This is a genomic window from Nitriliruptor alkaliphilus DSM 45188, assembly GCF_000969705.1.
Lineage (GTDB): Bacteria > Actinomycetota > Nitriliruptoria > Nitriliruptorales > Nitriliruptoraceae > Nitriliruptor > Nitriliruptor alkaliphilus.
Map to the genome: position 1 here is coordinate 5,122,647 of NZ_KQ033901.1, position 15,750 is coordinate 5,138,396.

The window sequence follows — 15,750 nt, forward strand, 5'->3', positions numbered from 1 at the left end:
CGTTTGGGCACGCGCGGTCGCAACCGATGGCACCGCAGACCTCCGACGGGAGAACCCATGGCAGCGAACGATCAGGCGTCAGGGCCACCGGCGAGCAACTGGGTGGCACTGGACGCGGGCGGAACCATGACCGATGCGGTGATCGTCAGCGGGGCGGGCGACTTCCTCGTCGGCAAGTACCTCACCAACAAGCAGGACGAGTCGGAAAGCTTCATCGGATCGATCGCCGACGCCGCGAAGACCAACGACCAGCAGCTCGGCGACGTGCTGCCGGCCAGCGAGGTCATCGTCTACGCCGGCACGATCATGCTGAACACCCTGCTGAGCAAGACCGGATCCAAGGTCGGGATGCTGCTGACCCAGGGGTTCGAGGACTACCTGCTGATGGAGAAGGCCGAGGGTGGCTGGCTCGGCTACCCCTACGCCGACCGGCTGCACACGGTCACTCACCACCACGACGACCCGGTGATCCCGAGGGATCGGGTGTACGGCGTGCAGGAGCGGATCGACCTGTTCGGTCAGGTGGCAGTGCCGATCCGTGAGTCCGACGTCCGCACCGCGGCCCGCGAGCTCGCCGCTGCCGAGGTCGAGTCGATCGGCGTCATGTTCCTGTTCTCCCACATGAACCCCGAGCATGAGCAGCGCGCTGCGGAGATCATCAACGAAGAGGCGCCAGGGATCCCGGTGGTGCTGTCTTCGGCGATCGCACCGACGCACAAGGAGTACACGCGACTCGCCAGCGTGGTCGCCCAGTCCTACGCCGGAGAACGGGCTCGGAAGCACTTCCGGTCCGTTGAGGCCAAAGCTCGTGAAGACGGGTTCGATCGCGAGGTGTCCACGTTGCTCGCGCATGGGGGCACGGTGCCGGTGGATACGCCCCGGTTGTATGAGTCCTACGTGTCCGGTCCAGTCGGAGGTGTGCTCGGCGGGCACTACATCGGCGAGATCATCGGCTCGGAGAACGTGGTCTGCTGCGACGTCGGCGGCACCAGCTTCGACGTGGGCATCGTCCGCGATGGCACCATCCCGATCACCCGCGAGCCGACGCTGCTGAGCTTCCGCACCAACATCCCGATGATCCACACCGAGTCGATCGGCGCTGGGATGGGCTCGGAGCTGGGCATCCATCCGCTCACCGGCAAGCTCACCATCGGGCCGCGCAGCGCGGGCTCGGACGTCGGGCGGAGCCTGAACTGGCCCAATCCGACGATCACCGACTGCCACCTCCTCCTGGGCTATCTGGACCCGAACAACTTCCTCGGCGGCGATGTGCCGCTGGACAAGGACGCGGCCCACGCGGCGCTGGAGCCGATGGCCGCGCACTTCAAGACCGACCTGCTGGAGTTCTGCGAGCGGGCACACCAGCTGGTGACCGAGTCGATGCGCGAGTTCCTGTCCAACATGCTGCGTGGGCGCGGGTACACCACCCAGGAGTACTCGATGCTGATGTACGGGGGCGGCGGCCCGCTCGGCCTGTCCGGTGTGGTGGACGGGCTCGACTTCAAGGAGATCATCACCTTCCCGTTCGCCGCGGTGTTCTCCGCGTTCGGTGTGCTGTGCGCGCCGCGCCGATACCGCTACCACCAGGCGACCATCGCGGCCTGCCCGGCGGGCGACGATGAGCCCTCACGTGCGATCAAGGGCGCGGCGATCGACGCCATCAACGCCGCGTGGGCGTCCCTGGAGGAACGTGCGCGCACGGACTTCGCCATGCACGGATGGGACTTCGCATCCGCCACGCTGCACCGCAGCGCCTACGTGCGGTTCACCAACCAGCTCTCGGATTTCGAGGTCCCGTGGACGGGCGAGCGGCTGACCTCGATCGAAGATCTGCACGAGCTGATGAAGGGGTACGAGCAGGTCTACACGAGTATCTACCCGAAGCAGGCCCTGTACTCCGAGGTTGGCTACCAGATCCTCGAGCTCGCGCTGTCGGCGGACATAGAGACCCCTCGACCGGCGGTTCCCGTGCTGGAACTGGCGGGGCGGGCGCCGTCATCGTCGTCGGTGAAGGGACAGCGCGCCGGGCACTGGCGCGGCACCGACATCACGTTCGACATCTACGAGATGGACGAACTGCGCGCGGGCAACGTGGTCAACGGCCCCGCCGTGATCGAACACCCCGCGACCACCCTGCTCATCCCGCCGACGCATCACGTCGAGTTCGACGAGCGGCGGCTCATCCACTACCGCGCCGGCCAGGCCTGAGGAGAGAACCCATGACCGCACAGATCCCAAGCCTGCTGCAGCGGCTCGAGCACAGCGAGGCACTGTTCGAGCAGACCGGCCGCTACCAGGGCCTGGACACCCTGACACAGCTGGAGACCGACCCGCTGAAGTTCGAGTCGTTCCACGCGCGGTTGCTGTCGATGATCATCTCGACCCGAGAGACGATGAAGTACATCGCCTCCTCGCCCGCGGTCCGGGACTTCGAGGAGTTCGTCATCGGCCTCTACACCCCCGAGGGCGACGCCATCGCGCTCTCGACGGGAATCATGGTGCACGTCCACACCCTGTCGGAGTTCATCAAGTTCATCATCAAGAACGGGTACGAGGACGACCCCAAGATCCGCCCCGGCGACATCTTCGAGAACAACGAGGTGTGGGCGGGCGGCGTGCACACGCCCGACGTCATGACGCTGATCCCCGTGTTCGACGGCGACGAGCTGATCGCCTGGGTCGGTGCGGTCGCCCACGAGCTGGAGGCTGGCACCTACGAGGGGCCGGGCATGTCGGTGCTGACCCCGGACCGCTATGGCGAGGGCCTGCACATCAGCGCGGAGAAGGTCGGTGAGGACGACCACTTCCGGGCCGACTACCTGCTGCGGCTACGGATGGGCCTGCGCAACGCCAACTGGTGGATCCTCGACGACAAGGCCAAGCTCTCCGGTTGCCTGATGGTCCGTGAGGCCCTCGGCAAGATCATCGAGGAGTTCGGGCTGGACTACTACAAGCAGGCCACCAAGGAGCTCATCGAGGAGGGACGGCGCGAGTTCATCAAGCGCGTCAAGGCGACGATGGTGCCCGGCACCTACCGCGGCCTGACGATGCCGGTCCACAAGCGCAGCCATGTGCCGTTCGTGCATCCGTTGGCCAACAACGACTTCATCGACCTGGTCCGCCAGGAGATGACGGTCACCGCCGACGGGCGCATCGAGCTGGACTACGAGGGCTCCACCGGGTGGAGCTTCCACCCGTTCAACTGCGCCCCGGGTCCGATGAACGGGGGCTTCTGGATCACGCTCACCCAGCTGCTCAACTACGACGGTCGCGTCAACGACGGCGCGTACCTGGCGGTGAAGCAGTACCTGCCCGAGGGCTCCATCGTGAACGCCAGCTACCAGGGCGTCGCAACATCGCTGGCCTGGTGGACCCTCATCCCGATCTTCGCCAACGTCTGGCGGTTGATGGGCATCAGCTGGTACGCCCGAGGATTCACCGAAGAGATCCTGATGTCCACCCCGACCTGCATGGTCGGCGTCACCGGCTTCGACCAGTTCAACAGCCCCACCGGATACAACAACTTCGAGATGGCGGGCGAGAGCTGCGGCGCCCGCGGCGTGGCCGACGGCCTGGACTGCGGCAGCCCGATCTGGAACTCCGAGGGGATCCAGGGCGACGCCGAGGTCTGGGAACTGACCGGCCCCAACGCCTACCTGGGCCGCAGCTTCGTGCCCGACCACCAGGGCTACGGCCGGTTCCGTGGCGGGTCGGCGTGGCAGTCACTGTGGATGGTCCGCAACTCCGAGCTGGTCAACGTCACCCTCTCGGCCTCCGGCTGCATGAACGGCGGGGTGTTCCACAAGGGACTCTTCGGCGGATACCCACCCGCCGGCTGGAAGTGCCTGTGGGCGACCGGAACCAACATCAAGGACCTCATCGCCCGCGGGGAGAAGCTGCCCTCGAGCATCGACGAGGCCGAGCAGATGCTCAAGGACGGGACGATCACCGCGGAGGACTACTACGTCGGCCCCGACAACCAGTGGTCGCCCAACCTGCGCGACGGCGACCTGTTCGGCGTGCTGTACTACGGCGGAGTGGGCTACGGGGACCCGCTCGAGCGTGACGTTGCGGCGATCGAGAAGGACCTCGCCAACGGCCTGATGACCGTCGATGGCGCCCGCGGCGCCTACGCCTACCGCGGTGACGACGCATCGACGGCCGCCGAGCGCGATGCACGCCGTCAGGCCAGGCTGGACCGGTCCGTCCCGGCTCAGGAGTGGTGGGCCACCGAACGCGCCCGGGCGCAGACCGGTGAGGTCTCTGAGCTGGTGCACCACATGTTCGCCCGCTCGGCGAAGTTGTCCGACGCCGTCGTCGAGCAGTTCAAGGCGTTCTGGCAGATCGAGGAGTTCCCCTACACCCAGACCGGCGAGCCGGACTTCGCCGCCCCCGCCCCGGTGGGCTTCTACTACCCCCGCTCGTCCAGCCGCCCGCGGCCGGACGAGGCCTGATGAAGGAGGCATCCGCATGACCGACACCATCGACACACCCGACCGATCCAACGCCTCGAGCCAGGAGCTGACCACCGCCCTCGTTCAGCGCAAGCTGTCCTGGGAGGAGCTGCTCGGGCTGATGCGCGCCCCGAAGGAGTCGAGCAGGTTCGAGGAGACCATCGTCGCGCATCAGCAGCTCGTCGACTGGGACGAGCAGATCCTGCTCCCGCTCGGGGAGAACCTCTACATCGTCGCCAAGGACGGCAAGGCGATCGTCAAGACCCGCGCCGGCGCCGAGCTCGGCCCGTGGGACGGCAACTGGAAGATGCAGTGCCGGGTGATCGTCCGCCGCACCCGTGCGGACCTCCTCGAGCTCTACCCCGAGGACCAGCTGACGATCGACTCCGACCTGATCGAGATCCGGGAGTTCCTCTGCCCGATCTCCGGCACATTGCTCGACGTCGACTGCGTGCCACCGACGTTTCCGGTCGAGGTCGACTTCACCCCCGATCTGGCGGCGTTCTACCGCGATTGGCTCGGCCGCGAACTGCCCGTCAGCGTCTGACGCCATCCGGTCCCGGCGGCCGGGACCGGATGACGCGGCTGGTGCGGTTGCTGGCCACCGGAAAGGTCGACCCGACACCCAGCCGCCTCATCAGCTACTGAACCCGGACGGTCAATGAGCTCAGCCGAGGTCTTGTGGCAACCGAGTCCGCGACAGGTGGAGCAGTCCAACCTCGCCGACTTCCTGCGATGGCTCCAGGCATCGCAGGGCCGCTCCTTCGCCGATTACACCGAGCTGTGGCGGTGGAGCACCCACGAGCTCACCGAGTTCTGGGCGGCGGTCTGGGACTACTACCACCTGGACGCGGCCAGCAGCTACGACGCCGTACTGACCGAGCGGGCCATGCCCGGCGCGCGCTGGTTCCCCGGTGCGCGGCTCAACTTCGCGCAACGCTGCCTGTCCGCGGGGAACGACACCCGGCCGGCCCTGGTCAGCGTGGCCGAGACCGGTGAGCCGGTCGAGACCTCTTGGCGCGAGCTGCGGGACGAGGTCGCCGCCGTCGCGGGCGCGTTGCGCGACCTGGGTGTCGAGCCCGGCGACCACGTAGCGGCTTACCTGCCCAACATCCGCGAGGCCGTGGTCGCGCTGCTTGCCACCGCGAGCGTCGGCGCGGTGTGGACGGCATGCTCACCGGACTTCGGCATCCCGAGCGTGCTGGCCCGATTCCGCCAGGTCTCCCCGGTCGTCCTGATCGCCGCTGACGGCTACGCCCACGGCGGCAAGGAGTTCGACCGCCGCGCACAGGCCGCGGGGCTGTTGGACGGCTTGCCCACCGTGCGGCACCTGCTCACCGTCAGGTGCCAGACGACCGGCGACTGGCCGGTGGGTGCGGGAGTGACCGTCCACGACTGGCCGGCCATCTCTCCCGCCGCCGACATCGAGTTCGCCGACGTCGCGTTCGACGACCCCCTGTGGGTGCTGTGGTCCTCCGGCACGACCGGGGTGCCGAAGGGCATCGTCCACGGGCACGGCGGCATCGTCGTCGAGCTGCTGAAATCCCTCGGCCTCGGTGCCGACCTGCGAGCGACCGACCGGTTCATGTTCCTCACATCGACGAGCTGGATGGTGTGGAACTACCTCGTCGGCGGCCTCCTGCACGGCGCCACCATCGTCCTCTACGACGGCAGCCCCACGTTCCCCGACGTCAACGGTGCCTGGCGCGTCGCGGAGCGCACCGGTGCGACCGTGGTCGGCGTCGGGGCCGGCTATCTGATGGCAGGAGCGCAGGCCGGCGCAGAGCCCCACGCACAGGTCGGCCTGCGCCGGCTGCGCTCGATCCTGCAGACCGGGTCCACACTCCCACCCTCGGCCTGGCGATGGGTCTACTCGCACGTGTCACCGGACGTGTGGCTGCAGTCGGTGTGCGGTGGCACCGACATCTGTTCCGCCCTGGCCGGCGCGGCGGCCGGCTTGCCGGTCCGTACCGGACGCATCGCCGCTCCGGCGCTCGGCGTCGCCTTGGCTTCCTGGGACCCGCAAGGAGATCCGCTCACCGGGCAGCAAGGCGAGCTGGTCGTCACCGAACCCATGCCCTCGATGCCCCTGTGGTTCGTCGCAGATCCGGATGGGCAGCGGTATCGCGACAGCTACTTCGACACCTTCCCCGGCGTTTGGCGGCATGGCGACTGGGTCACCGTGCACGACGACCTCAGCATCGTCATGGCCGGACGGTCCGACTCCACCCTTAACCGGATGGGGGTGCGCATGGGGTCCGCCGACATCTACGCCGTGGTTGAAGCACTTCCCGAGATCACCGACAGCCTCGTCATCGGCGCAGAACTCCCCGACGGCAGCTACGCGATGCCGTTGTTCGTCGTCCTCGACGAGAACACCACGCTCGACGACGCCCTCCGCAGCCGGATCGTCACCGCGATCCGCACCGAGCTCTCACCCCGCCATGTGCCCGACGAGATCGTCGCCGCGCCAGCCGTCCCACGCACCCTCACCGGCAAGAAGCTGGAGGTGCCGATCAAGCGCATCCTGCAGGGGACACCGCCAGCCCAGGTCACCTCAGCCGGTGCGATCACACACGAGGACACCCTGAGCTGGTACGCCGAACATGGCCGCGTCATGGGCAGAACCCCGATCTGACGCCACATCCACGGTGCAGGCGTCCGGCAGTCGCCCCTTCGATCGCAGCCAGGCACCGGGCCTTGGTCCACATGCCGTGGGCGATGGCGCGCGAGAACCCGAAGGGCTTGGCCGTCAGCCCGAACAGGTGGATCGGGTTGCCGAGCCCAGGTCCATCCGAGCCACGAAGCGGCGTCCTCGCGGGGCGATGCTGCCGGTGCCCTTCCGCGCTCGCTGCCGACTCTCGCTGGTCACCAGCGGGGACTTCGAGATGGCCGTTGACCCCCTCCCGCTCGGCGTCGGTGGGACGGCAAGCAGGGCGCGGGGAGCAGTAGTGAGCAGGTAGGGAGCAAGCTGTGGAAACCGACGGTCCGCCGATCGGACGTGCACTCCATGAAACGCCGAGGACCGGGCCCGAAGGCCCGGTCCTCGTGTGTGCGCCGCCAGGGACTTGAACCCCGAACCTGCCGGTTAAGAGCCGGATGCTCTGCCAATTGAGCTAGCGGCGCGAGAGCGCGGAACCGTACCCGAGGTGGGAGCGGTGCCGCGACCCGCAGGGTGGGTGAGGGGACTTGAACCCCCGGCCTCTTGGATCACAACCAAGCGCTCTAACCGAGCTGAGCTACACCCACCAGGGACCGTGCCGCGGACGGCACGGCGGCGGAGCGTACGGGGCCCGGGGGGAGGGGTCAAAGCGCCGGTGATGCGGGCGGCGCTGCCGCTCGTCGCTCCACCGCTACCGGGTCGGCCGGACGAGCTGGCAGGTCCCGTCGTCGCAGGCTGCCATCGTCGCGAGGACGGTGCGTCGCACCGCGCGTAGCTCAGCGATCCTGCGGTCGATGCGGTCGACGGACCGCTCGAGGCGCCACCGCTCATCGGCGCACGTCGTCCCTGCCTCGAAGGCGTGCACGGCATCGATGACCTCGTCGAGTGTGAACCCGTTGGCCTGGAGCGTCCGGGCGAGCCTGATCCGCTCCACCGTGTCAGCCCCGTAGACGCGGTACCCCGACGGCCGACGTCGCGGCTCGGGCAGGACGCCGCGCCGCTCGTAGAACCGGATCGTGTCGACGCTCACACCCGCTGCGTCAGCGACCTGACCGATGCGCATCGCGCTCCACCCCTTGACCCTGGACCTGGGTCCAGAGTTTACGGTGCGACCACCACCCCACTCCAGGATCGAGGTCACCCGTGGGAACCACCGAGCTGCCCGTCGTCTGCGACCTGTCTGCGCTGAGTTCGGAGCAGCGGCAGCGCCTCGACGTGTTGCTGTCGACGCGCATCGTCTCGCCGGACGAGGTCCGCGAGCTTCCTGACGGCTACGGCCTCGGGTTCCACGACCCGTCCGGCGAGGTGCTCGCCGACCTCGCCGAGTTCATCAGCCTGGACCGGCGGTGCTGCGCCTTCGCCCGCTACGCGCTGATCAGCGAACCGGGGTCAGGTCGAGCCTGGCTCGAGGTGACCGGCCCACCGGGCGCCGGGGAAGCGATCGCTGGCGAGATCCTGGCACGAGCGAACCTCGAGACACCGCCCGCCGGCTGACCGGCGGCCGGTCCTGGGGACCCGTCTCAGACGATCGGCGTGGCTGCCCGCGGTGCGGCGTGAGCGAGGTGGTCGCGCCAGGCGGCAGCCAGGCCGTCCACCGCCCGGCGCATCGTCGCCTCGTCCTGGGCGAAGGTGAGCCGCAGCGCGCCGACGTCGCGGCCGGTCGCGGCGCACACGCGCGCCGGCGGGACCAGGACCCCGTGCCGCGCCGCGAGCTGTGCGATGGCGTCACCCGGTGCACCCCCGAGGTCGACCCACAGCGACAGCCCGCCGGTGGGCCGTTCGAACCGCCAGCCCGGCAGCTGCTCCGTGAGAGCCGAGGCGAGGGCGTCGTACCGCGACCGCAGCGCCTCGCGCCGGACGGTCAGCACCTCGTCGGCGCGGTCGAGCAGCGAGGCCGTCGTGAGCTGTCCCTCGAAACCGGTGCCGAGGTCGAGGATGACCTTGACCCGGGCCAGGCGGTCGAGCAGCGAACCGGATGCACGGACCCAGCCGACGCGTAGGCCACCCCAGAGCCACTTGCTGGCCGAGCCGACGGTGATGATGTGGGCGTCGGCGTCGGGCAGCGATGCGGCGATGGGTGGCGGTGGGGGAGCGTCGAGCCACACCTCCGCCAGCGACGCGTCGTCGACGAGGACGCCGCCCGTCTCGACGACCTGCTCGGCGATGAGTCGGCGGAGCGGCCCCGGAACGGTGCGGCCGGTCGGGTTGTGGTGGGTCGGCACCAGGTAGGTGAGCGGCGGGGTCCGCTGCTGGAGGGCGCGCGCGAGGGCGAGGTGGTCCACCCCGTCGCGCCCGAGCGGCAGGGGCCGGGCCCGCAGCCGGCGGGTGGTCAGCAGCTCGAGGAACCCCGGGTAGGTGAGCTCCTCGACGAGGACCGGGTCTCCCGGCTCGCACAGCGTGGTGAGGATCAGGTCCAGCGCCTGCTGCGCTCCGGTGGTCACGATGATCTGGCTGGCGTCGGTCGCGAGTCCCTGGCGGGTCAGGTGGCCGGCGATGGCACGCCGCAGGACCGGGAGGCCGAGTGGTCGGTAGCCGCTCTCGTGACGGAACGTGTCGAGCTCGGCAGGGGTGCGCACGAACGCGTCATCGGGCAGCCCGGCTGTCCCCGGCCACGCGGCACCGCGCAGGTCGACCACGTCGGGTCCACGGTCCTCGCTCATGCCGGCCAGGATGCTGCCCGCCGGCAGTTCCTCGAGCAGCGCCGCCCCGCGCCGCTCGGCGCCCCGCAGGTCACGACCGGCGAGCACGGTGCCCGAACCGTGGCGGGTCACCGCGGCACCGGCCTGGCGCAGCCGGTCGTAGGCGCGCACGACGGTGCCGCGGCTGACCTCGAGCGCCGCCGCGAGCTCACGCTCGGCGGGCAGGCGCGTCCCGGCGGGCAGGCTGCCCGCGGCAGCCGCCTCGCGGAGGGCGTCGGCGAGCGCGTGCGACCGTGGACCGGGCCGCTGGTCCCAGGCGGTCAGGCGGGTGAGCAGTTCGGTGGCCTGCACGGCGCCTCCATCGGTTCGCGGACCGGTCACGAGGTCACGGGCGTGGACCCGACCCTACCCGGGTGGCCCCGGTCGAAGTAGATCCACTGGTGAAGTTGGACCACTCTGCGGTGCCACTGGATCCGGGTCGGGCGGATCGAGGTGCCACCATCGGGTCCTCCCCCGACAGGAAGGTCCGCCGTGCGCCCCCTCGCTCCTGAGCTCCCCTCCGCCGGCACCCGCCCGCTGGCCCCCCTCGCTGCCCGCCGCACGCTCCCCGCGGATGCCGACGCCTGGACCGCACTCGCCGCCGAGGTGGCAGAGGCCACCGACCGGGCGGCCGTCGTGGACGCCGTCTCCGCCATCGGTGCGGCGCTCGACGTCCCGGTCGACCTCGACGGTGACCTGGTCGTGCTGCAGCGGACCTTCGGTGTCCTCCACGGCCGCGCCGTCCGAGGCTGACGATCGGCACGGCCCGCTCACGGTCGGGGTAGGCCCATCGGGTTCGGGAACGGGACCAGCCCGGTCGCCGCGATCCGCTGGGCGACCGGTGCCAGCGTCGCGATGAGCGTGGCGACGTCGTCACGGTCGAGCCTGGCCAACGGTCTGGCGGCCAGCCGATCGGTCACCGCCTCGACCGCCGCGTGCTCCTCCTGGCCGACCGCGGTCGCGGCGCCGGTGCGATCGACCAGCCCCCGTGTGGCGAGGGCGTTCACCGACCTCGCCCACTCGTCCTCGCTCCAACCGCGGTTGTCGCGCAGCACCGCAGGGTCACCGCCCCGGACGGCGGTCGCCAGGACGTGTGCCTCCAAGCCGGTGAGATCGGCAGCCGTGAGCGCAGCCACGTGGCCGTCGCCGCGGTGCTCGCGCAGCAGCGTGGTCGCGTGCCACAGGCGGAGCACCGGGTCGTCGGGCCACGGGAGCGCGACGTGCGCTGCGAACATCGCCCGACCCTCGACCCCCGCCGCCTCGGTCGCTCGCCGGATCGAGGCGGTCACCGCCTCGATCGTCCCTACGTCGAGATCCTCGACGAAGGGTGCCAGCGCGCGGGGGAGCGCCTCGGCGCGGGCGGTCAGCACCGCCTCGGGCGAGGCGTAGCGCCAGGCGTCGGGGAGCGACCGCGCCACCATCGTCGGTGCGAAGTTGTGCAGCACCGCGGTACCGACCTCGGGTCCGATCGGGCCGAGCGGGGCCAGACGCGCGGCGGTGTAGCCCATCCAGAAGCCTCGGAGCCCGACCGCCTTGAGGGCGTCGCGAACCTCGGGGGCGAAGTAGGTCACTGCGTGCACCGGCTCGCACACCCGCCACAGGGCGCGAGCATCTGCCGGGGTCGGTCGGTCACCCGCCGCGGTCCGTCGGGCGTCCTCGCTGGCACCGCCCACGGATGCTCCCTCCATCGGGATCGATCGTGGCTGCCCACCGTAGCTCCAGTGACACGTCAGGAGCCGTGGCTGGCTCGAACCTCGACCTCAACCTCGACGGAACTCGAACTCCGACCCGTCCTGGCGTACCGTGGGCAGCCCCGGCGAGAGCGCCGGCACGACCCGGAGGATCCGTGTGCAGTCCCAGCTCGCCATCGGCGCACTCAGCGAACGCACCGGGATCGCACCCTCGGCGCTCCGGTTCTACGAGGCGGAGGGGCTGATCCACTCGACCCGGACCGACGGCGGGCAGCGCCGCTACGCCCGCGCGACGATCCGGCGCGTGTCGTTCATCCGCGTGGCGCAGGAGCTCGGTCTGACGCTCAGCGAGATCCGCGACGCGCTGTCGAGCCTGCCCGAGAAGCGCACCCCGACCGAGAAGGACTGGACCAAGCTCGCCAAGGCCTGGCGCCCGCGGATCGACGACCAGATCCACATGCTCGAGCGCCTCCGCGACCGTCTCGACGGCTGCATCGGATGCGGCTGCCTGTCGCTCAAGTCGTGTCACCTGCTCAACCCGGGCGACGAGGTCGCGGCCGAGGGCTCCGGTCCGCGCTACGTCCTCGAGGAGCACTAGGACCGGGCCGATCCGCTCGGTGGGGTGCGGCCTCAGCCGCCACCGGCCGGCAACAACCGCACGATCCAGGGGGTGACCGCGACGACGACCACCACCCGGACCAGGTGCAGGGTGGTGACCAGGGTCGCATCGGCACCGGCAGCGACGCTCAGCGCCGTCATCTGGGACAGACCGCCGGGTGAGGTGGCGAGGAAGGCGGTCGCGGGGTCGGTGAGGCTGAGACGGACGAGGACCACCGCGATCACCGCGCCGACGACGAGCAGGACCAGCACCGTGGCCACGATGACCCCCACGTGGTCCCGCACCGCGCGGACCGCCGTGCGGTCGAGGCCGTGCCCGATGGCCCACCCGATCGCGGCGAAGGCGGCGAACCGCGCCCAACTCGGCAACTCGCTGGTGGCCGTGCCCGCAAGGTTGACCACCGCGACCGCCACCATCGCGCCGACGAGCGCCCCCGCAGGCACCCGTGCCGCCTCGAACAGCGCCGCGCCGGCGACCGCCGCGGCCACGGTGGTCAGGAGGGTCACGGAGCGGCCCGGTCGTCGACCGTGACCGGCTCGGGTGCCGGCTCACCCGACACCCCCCGAGCACGACGCCACGCGAGGAGCGGCGGTGCCACGAGGCTGAAGAGCGCGACCGCGAGCAGCGAGGCCGAGATGGGCTTGGTCGTGAAGACGCTCCAGTCGCCGCCGGCGATCTGCAGGGCACGGCGCATCGACACCTCCATGAGGCTGCCGAGGATCAACCCGAGGATCAGCGGCGCCGCCGGGAAGCCGTTGGCTCGCATGAGGAACCCGACGACGCCGAACAGCAGCAGGAGCCACAGGTCGAAGGTGCTGAAGCTGACGGCGTAGACCCCGAGCACGCAGAACACCACGATCAGCGGCAGCAGGAGCGGGCGTGGCGTCCGCAGGATCCGGGCGAGCAACGGGATCAGCGGCAGGTTCAGGATCAGCAGCACGATGTTGCCGACGTACATGCTGGCGATGACGCCCCAGAACACCTCCGGCCGGTCGACGAACATCATCGGACCGGGCTGGATGCCGAGGACGAGCAGCGCCCCGAGCAGCACCGCCGTGGTGCCCGACCCGGGGACACCGAGGGTCAGCAGCGGCACGAACGACCCGACCGCGGCCGCGTTGTTGGCCGCCTCTGGCGCCGCCAACCCCTTCGGGTTGCCCTTGCCGAACGTGTCGGCGTCCTTGGCGATGCGCTTCTCGAACCCGTACCCGATGAACGAGCCGATGGTCGCGCCGGCACCGGGCAGCACGCCGGTGATGAACCCGATGACCGACCCGCGACCGGTGGCGGGGGCGATGGTGCGCAGCTCGGCGCGGCTCACGCGGAGCGACCCGACGGCCTGCGGTGGGCTGGCGGTCCGCTTCAACGCCAGGCGTAGGACCTCGGCCATCGCGAACACACCGAGGACGACCACCAGGAAGTCGACGCCCTCGTACAGCTCGGGTCGGCCGAAGGTGTAGCGCAGGGTCCCGGTCTGCTGGTCGATCCCGACGATCGAGATCATGACCCCGAACGTGGCGGCCATCAGGCCCTTCACGAGCCCACCGTCGGACAGCGAGGTGACGGCCGTCAACCCGAGGACCATCAGGGCGAAGTACTCCGCGGGTCCGAACGAGACGGCGACCGCGGCGAGCAGCGGCGCGATCAGGGCCAGGCCGACCAGGGCCACCGTCCCACCGATGAACGAGGCGATGGCGGCGATCGCCAGCGCTTTGCCGGCGCGACCCGATCGGGCCATCGGGTAGCCGTCGAAGCTGGTGGCGACCGTGCCCGCGATCCCCGGGGCGTTGAGGAGGATCGACGAGGTCGAGCCGCCGAACACGGCGCCGTAGTAGACGCCCGACAGCAGGATCAGTGCCGAGGACGGGTCCATCCCGAAGGTCGTGGGGATCAGCAGCGCGATGGCGGTGATCGGGCCGAGGCCGGGCAGCATGCCGATGATGGTGCCGGCCAGGACCCCGAGCACGACCAGGGTGAGGTTGAACGGATCGGCGACGACCTGCAGGCCGAACCCGAGGTTGGACAGCGCATCCATCAGGTCACCTCACAGCCCGAGCGGGGCGAGGACCCCGCTCGGTAGACGGACGCTGAGCAGCTGGGCGAAGGCGAGCTGGGTGCCCACCGCGAGCCCCGCGCCGACGGCGAAGGCCACGACCGGGCGCTCGTAGGAGAACCACCAGGCCGTCGCGATGACGTACAGGGCGGTGGCGAGCACGAAGCCGAGTGGGACCAACGCGGCGATGTACGCCGCTGCCCCCGCCAGCAGCACGAACACCTCGACGCGGCTGTCGGTGGTGCGGTGCCGGATCGCGTGGTCATCGGGTCGGGCGTCGTCGTCCTCCTCGACAGCCGGCGTGCCTGGTCGCAGGACCAGGAGCACCGAGAGGACCAGCAGCACGGCACCGAGCCCGAGGGGGAACGCCCGCGACTGCACCGGCACGGTGCCGAGCGAGAACGCGGGGATACGCCAGGCGGCCACGAGGTAGGCGATGGTGGCGGCGCCGATGACGGCGCCGAGGGTGCGGTCCGAGACACGGAAGGACTCCACGGCTGCTCCTAGCGCTGGTGGGGGCGTCGGCCGGCGCTCGTCGCACCGACCGACGCCGCGGTCGGGACGTCAGCCGAGGAGCCCGAGGTCGCCGAGGATCGTGGCGAACTCGTCGCGCTGCTCGTCGAGGAAGGCCCCGAACTCGGCGCTGTCCTGGTAGGCGTCGACCCACCCGAGGGACTCGCGCTGCTCGGCCCACTCGTCGAGGTCGAGCATGTCGGCGTACATCGCGGCGTAGAACGCCACGGCGTCGGCCGACATGTCCGCCGGCCCCATGACGCCGCGCCAGATGTCGAAGGTGTGGTCGATCCCCTCGTCCTGCAGGGTCGGGACCCCCTCGATGGGCGATTCACCCGCCGGTGCGGAGGTCGCCAGGGCACGCAGGGTCCCTGCCTCGACCTGACCGAGCGCCTCGCCGGCGCCGGTGACGACCGCGTCGACGTGGCCACCGAGCGCAGCGGTCATGGCTTCACCGCCGCCGGAGAAGGGCACGTAGTTGATCGCGGTCGCGTCGTGGCCGGCTGCCGCGGCCGCGCCGGCCAGCGCGATGTGGTCCATGCTCCCCGGCGCCGACCCACCGGCGATCGCGAAGCTGTCTCCCTCGGCGGCCGCTGCGTCGAACAGGTCGGTGACGGTCTCGATGGGCGAGTCGGCGGGCACCAGCAGGATCGAGTAGTCGGTGATCAGCCGGGCGATCGGGGTGAAGTCGCTGTGGTCGTGGTTCGACTCGCCAGCCAGCGGTACCAGGATGATCGGCGGGCTCGTCACGAACAGGGTGTGGTCGTCCCCCGCCTTGCCGGCGACGTTGGCCCAGCCGACGGCGCCGCCGCCGCCCTCGACGTTCTGCACGGGGAAGGGCACGTCGACCAGGTCGGACTGTTCGAGGACGCGTCCCGTCGTGCGGGCCAGCGTGTCCCAGCCTCCGCCCGATCCGGCGGGAGCGATGTACTGCACGGGCTGACTCGGTGCCCACGCGTCGGCGTCGCCCTCGGCGCCCGCTGCGGTGCCGGCTCCTGCGGGTGTGGTGTCGTTCCCGGCACAGGCGGTGAGCCCGAGCACGAGCGTGGCGATCGCGGCCATGGGCACGGCCGTACGGCG

The 15,750-nt window shown here is 70.4% G+C and carries 14 protein-coding genes and 2 tRNA genes; 7 read left to right on the plus strand and 9 right to left on the minus strand.

Going from position 1 to position 15,750, the window contains the following annotated elements; translation table 11 throughout:
• Positions 1-57: 57 nt before the first annotated feature.
• From NITAL_RS23860 to NITAL_RS23875, 4 genes are all read left to right on the plus strand, one after another.
• Entirely contained in the window at positions 58-2,208 is a 2,151-nt protein-coding gene (locus NITAL_RS23860; protein WP_052668765.1) for a hydantoinase/oxoprolinase family protein, read from the plus strand.
• Between the two features lie 11 nt (positions 2,209-2,219).
• Positions 2,220-4,454 (plus strand): hydantoinase B/oxoprolinase family protein, encoded by a 2,235-nt coding sequence (locus NITAL_RS23865; protein ID WP_052668766.1) that lies wholly within the window; start codon positions 2,220-2,222, stop codon positions 4,452-4,454.
• Between the two features lie 16 nt (positions 4,455-4,470).
• Positions 4,471-5,001 (plus strand): acetone carboxylase subunit gamma, encoded by a 531-nt coding sequence (locus NITAL_RS28285; RefSeq protein ID WP_052668767.1) that lies wholly within the window; start codon positions 4,471-4,473, stop codon positions 4,999-5,001.
• A gap of 114 nt (positions 5,002-5,115) precedes the next feature.
• On the plus strand, positions 5,116-7,092 hold the full coding sequence (locus NITAL_RS23875) for an acetoacetate--CoA ligase (RefSeq protein WP_052668768.1): 1,977 nt from the start codon (positions 5,116-5,118) through the stop codon (positions 7,090-7,092).
• Between the two features lie 415 nt (positions 7,093-7,507).
• Here NITAL_RS23875 and NITAL_RS23880 read toward each other — a convergent pair.
• The 3 genes from NITAL_RS23880 to NITAL_RS23890 all read right to left on the minus strand — a co-directional run bounded on the left by NITAL_RS23880 (position 7,508) and on the right by NITAL_RS23890 (position 8,179).
• Positions 7,508-7,580, minus strand: a tRNA-Lys gene (locus tag NITAL_RS23880).
• A 48-nt stretch (positions 7,581-7,628) separates the two neighbouring features.
• Positions 7,629-7,703: transfer RNA gene (locus NITAL_RS23885), tRNA-His, on the minus strand.
• Positions 7,704-7,807: 104 nt separating this feature from the next.
• Positions 7,808-8,179, minus strand: a complete 372-nt coding sequence (locus NITAL_RS23890) for a MerR family transcriptional regulator (protein ID WP_052668769.1) — start codon at positions 8,177-8,179, stop codon at positions 7,808-7,810.
• A gap of 80 nt (positions 8,180-8,259) precedes the next feature.
• On the opposite strand from NITAL_RS23890, the gene NITAL_RS23895 reads away from it, so the two are divergent.
• Positions 8,260-8,610 (plus strand): hypothetical protein, encoded by a 351-nt coding sequence (locus NITAL_RS23895; RefSeq protein WP_052668770.1) that lies wholly within the window; start codon positions 8,260-8,262, stop codon positions 8,608-8,610.
• Between the two features lie 26 nt (positions 8,611-8,636).
• Here the strand turns inward: NITAL_RS23895 and NITAL_RS23900 are convergent, their stop codons facing one another.
• Entirely contained in the window at positions 8,637-10,106 is a 1,470-nt protein-coding gene (locus NITAL_RS23900; RefSeq protein ID WP_052668771.1) for an aminotransferase class I/II-fold pyridoxal phosphate-dependent enzyme, read from the minus strand.
• A gap of 180 nt (positions 10,107-10,286) precedes the next feature.
• Here NITAL_RS23900 and NITAL_RS23905 point away from each other — a divergent pair, with 180 nt between their 5' ends.
• A complete protein-coding gene (locus NITAL_RS23905) occupies positions 10,287-10,547 on the plus strand; it encodes a hypothetical protein (protein ID WP_052668772.1) in 261 nt (86 codons plus the stop codon).
• Between the two features lie 17 nt (positions 10,548-10,564).
• On the opposite strand, the gene NITAL_RS23910 is transcribed toward NITAL_RS23905, so the two are convergent.
• Positions 10,565-11,467 (minus strand): SCO6745 family protein, encoded by a 903-nt coding sequence (locus NITAL_RS23910; protein ID WP_211262650.1) that lies wholly within the window; start codon positions 11,465-11,467, stop codon positions 10,565-10,567.
• Between the two features lie 175 nt (positions 11,468-11,642).
• Here NITAL_RS23910 and soxR point away from each other — a divergent pair, with 175 nt between their 5' ends.
• Positions 11,643-12,083 (plus strand): redox-sensitive transcriptional activator SoxR, encoded by a 441-nt coding sequence (gene soxR, locus NITAL_RS23915; protein ID WP_052668773.1) that lies wholly within the window; start codon positions 11,643-11,645, stop codon positions 12,081-12,083.
• 32 nt (positions 12,084-12,115) lie between these two features.
• On the opposite strand, the gene NITAL_RS23920 is transcribed toward soxR, so the two are convergent.
• The 4 genes from NITAL_RS23920 to NITAL_RS23935 form a co-directional block, all read right to left on the minus strand.
• On the minus strand, positions 12,116-12,610 hold the full coding sequence (locus NITAL_RS23920; RefSeq protein WP_052668774.1) for an AbrB family transcriptional regulator: 495 nt from the start codon (positions 12,608-12,610) through the stop codon (positions 12,116-12,118).
• Positions 12,607-14,139 (minus strand): tripartite tricarboxylate transporter permease, encoded by a 1,533-nt coding sequence (locus tag NITAL_RS23925; RefSeq protein WP_052668775.1) that lies wholly within the window; start codon positions 14,137-14,139, stop codon positions 12,607-12,609. The genes NITAL_RS23920 and NITAL_RS23925 overlap by 4 nt, the downstream gene beginning before the upstream one ends.
• Positions 14,140-14,148: 9 nt before the next feature.
• Positions 14,149-14,652 (minus strand): tripartite tricarboxylate transporter TctB family protein, encoded by a 504-nt coding sequence (locus NITAL_RS23930; protein ID WP_052668776.1) that lies wholly within the window; start codon positions 14,650-14,652, stop codon positions 14,149-14,151.
• 69 nt (positions 14,653-14,721) lie between these two features.
• Positions 14,722-15,732 (minus strand): tripartite tricarboxylate transporter substrate binding protein, encoded by a 1,011-nt coding sequence (locus NITAL_RS23935; protein WP_052670042.1) that lies wholly within the window; start codon positions 15,730-15,732, stop codon positions 14,722-14,724.
• Between the last annotated feature and the right edge of the window lie 18 nt (positions 15,733-15,750).